The organism is Paracoccus sp. (in: a-proteobacteria) (assembly GCF_047973135.1).
In the GTDB taxonomy this organism is placed as follows: domain Bacteria; phylum Pseudomonadota; class Alphaproteobacteria; order Rhodobacterales; family Rhodobacteraceae; genus Paracoccus.
Genome location: NZ_JBKEBL010000145.1, coordinates 1 through 2,340, shown reverse-complemented (window position 1 = coordinate 2,340; position 2,340 = coordinate 1). Strand labels below are relative to the sequence as shown.

The 2,340-nt window shown below is 60.8% G+C and carries 3 protein-coding genes; 1 reads left to right on the top strand and 2 read right to left on the bottom strand.

The window, feature by feature from the left end; genetic code table 11:
- Nucleotides 1-1,292: translation initiation factor IF-2 (gene infB, locus ACK5L9_RS11200; RefSeq protein WP_416911547.1), on the top strand; the 1,292-nt coding region annotated here is incomplete at its 5' end.
- Nucleotides 1,293-1,633: 341 nt separating this feature from the next.
- On the opposite strand, the gene ACK5L9_RS11195 is transcribed toward infB, so the two are convergent.
- Together ACK5L9_RS11195 and ACK5L9_RS11190 are read right to left on the bottom strand one after the other, a co-directional pair.
- Nucleotides 1,634-2,032, bottom strand: a complete 399-nt coding sequence (locus tag ACK5L9_RS11195) for a (deoxy)nucleoside triphosphate pyrophosphohydrolase (RefSeq protein ID WP_416911546.1) — start codon at nucleotides 2,030-2,032, stop codon at nucleotides 1,634-1,636.
- Nucleotides 2,029-2,340, bottom strand: a 312-nt coding sequence (locus ACK5L9_RS11190; protein WP_416911545.1) for a bifunctional ornithine acetyltransferase/N-acetylglutamate synthase, incomplete at its 5' end; no start/stop codon positions are given. The genes ACK5L9_RS11195 and ACK5L9_RS11190, both read right to left, overlap by 4 nt.

Here is a 2,340-nt window from a genome sequence, read left to right as displayed (position 1 = left end):
TCACCGACATCGTCGTGCTGGTGGTCGCCGCCGATGACGCGGTGATGCCGCAGACGGTCGAGGCGATCAACCATGCCAAGGCGGCCAAGGTGCCGATGATCATCGCGATCAACAAGTTGGACAAGCCCGACGCCGAACCCGACAAGTTGCGCACCGCGCTGCTGCATCAGGAAGTGATCGTCGAAAAGCTGTCGGGTGACGTGCAGGATGTCGAAGTTTCGGCCAAGACCGGTCAGGGACTGGACGACTTGCTGGAAGCCATCGCCCTGCAGGCCGAAATCCTGGAACTGCGGGCGAATCCCGACCGCGCCGCACAAGGTGCCGTGATCGAGGCGCAGCTTGACGTGGGCCGCGGCCCGGTCGCGACGGTTCTGGTCCAGCATGGCACGCTGAAGCGCGGCGACATCTTCGTCGTCGGCGAACAGTGGGGCAAGGTCCGCGCGCTGATCAACGACAAGGGCGAGCGTGTGGACGAGGCGGGCCCCTCGGTTCCGGTCGAGGTTCTGGGCCTGAACGGCACGCCCGAGGCGGGCGATGTGCTGAACGTCGTCGAGACCGAGGCCCAGGCCCGCGAGATCGCCGATTACCGCATCCAGCAGACCAAGGACAAACGTGCCGCAGCCGGTGCCGCGACGACGCTGGAACAGTTGATGGCCAAGGCCAAGGCAGATGAAAGTGTGGCCGAATTGCCGGTGGTCATGAAGGCCGACGTGCAGGGTTCGGCCGAGGCGATCGTGCAGGCGCTGGAAAAGGTCGGCAACGACGAGGTGCGCGTCCGCGTGCTGCATTACGGAGTTGGCGCGATCACCGAATCGGATATCGGTCTGGCCGAGGCGTCGAACGCGCCGGTCATCGGCTTCAACGTCCGCGCCAATACCCCGGCCCGCAACTCAGCCAACCAGAAGGGTGTCGAGATCCGCTATTACTCGGTCATCTATGACCTGGTGGATGACATCAAGGCGGCGGCCTCGGGTCTGTTGTCGGCAGAGGTGCGCGAACATTTCATCGGCTATGCCGAAATCAAGGAAGTGTTCAAGGTCACGGGCGTCGGCAAGGTCGCGGGCTGTCTGGTCACCGAGGGCGTTGCCCGCCGTTCCGCCGGGGTTCGCCTGCTGCGCGACAACGTGGTGATCCACGAGGGCACGCTGAAGACGCTGAAACGCTTCAAGGACGAGGTCAAAGAGGTCCAGTCCGGACAGGAATGCGGTATGGCGTTCGAGAATTACGACGATATTCGTCAGGCCGATGTCATCGAGATCTTTGAACGCGAAGAGGTTGAGCGCAGCCTGTAGGCCGGGCTTACCGCCCTGGAACAGGAAAGGGGCACCATAAGGTGCCCCTTTTTTATGACACCAGAGAGGATTAACAAAAACAATTACTTGGTCACGGGCTTCCCGGAAAAGGTCTGCGTTCCGACACGAACAACGACGGTCCCATCCGGTTCGCGACGTTCAAACAGTCCCTGCACCAGTATGTAACTACCTATCAATATCGTACGAATCATCAGTCTGTCTCCCAACCCTGTAAAAGTTTCGCACAAAATTGATTAAAATGAAGCAAAAATTCATCGAAAGGTTGTGGTCGCGGTCAGGACTGGCCACAATTTTGTATCCGGATGACGCGATTTTGTTTCCTAAAGCCACATTTGCAGCACCGGGATCAGCGGAATATCCGCTGCCGGCATCGGATAGCCACGCAGTTCCCTGGGCCTGACCCATGACAGGGTCTGCCCCTCGCGCGGATGGACAATGCCATTCCATTTGCGGCAGGCGTAAAGCGGCATCAGCAGGTGAAAATCGTCGTAGCTGTGGCTGGCAAAGGTCAGTGGAGCAAGGCAGGATTGCCATGTGTCGATGCCCAGTTCCTCGTGCAATTCGCGGATCAGCGCGGCCTCGGGGGTTTCGCCTTGTTCGACCTTGCCGCCCGGAAATTCCCACAGCCCGGCCATGGGTTTGCCCTCGGGGCGCTGTGCCAGAAGCACGCGCCCGTCGGGATCGATCAGCGCAACGGCGGCGACCAGAACCGTTTTCACGAACGGTAATCCGCGTTGATGTCGATATAGCCATGGGTCAGGTCACAGGTCCACACAGTCCGCGCCCCCTGCCCCAGCCCCAGATCCACCGCGATCAACAGGTTCTGGTTCTTCATATAGGCGCTTGCCGCAGCCTCGTCATAGCCGGGCGCGCGCCAGCCATGTTCGGCCAGCACCATATCGCCAAAGCGGATGGTCAGCCGGTCGCGATCCGCCGCAGCACCGGATTTGCCGACTGCCGCAACAATCCGACCCCAATTGGCATCCTCGCCCGCAATGGCGGTCTTGACCAGCGGAGAGTTGGCGAT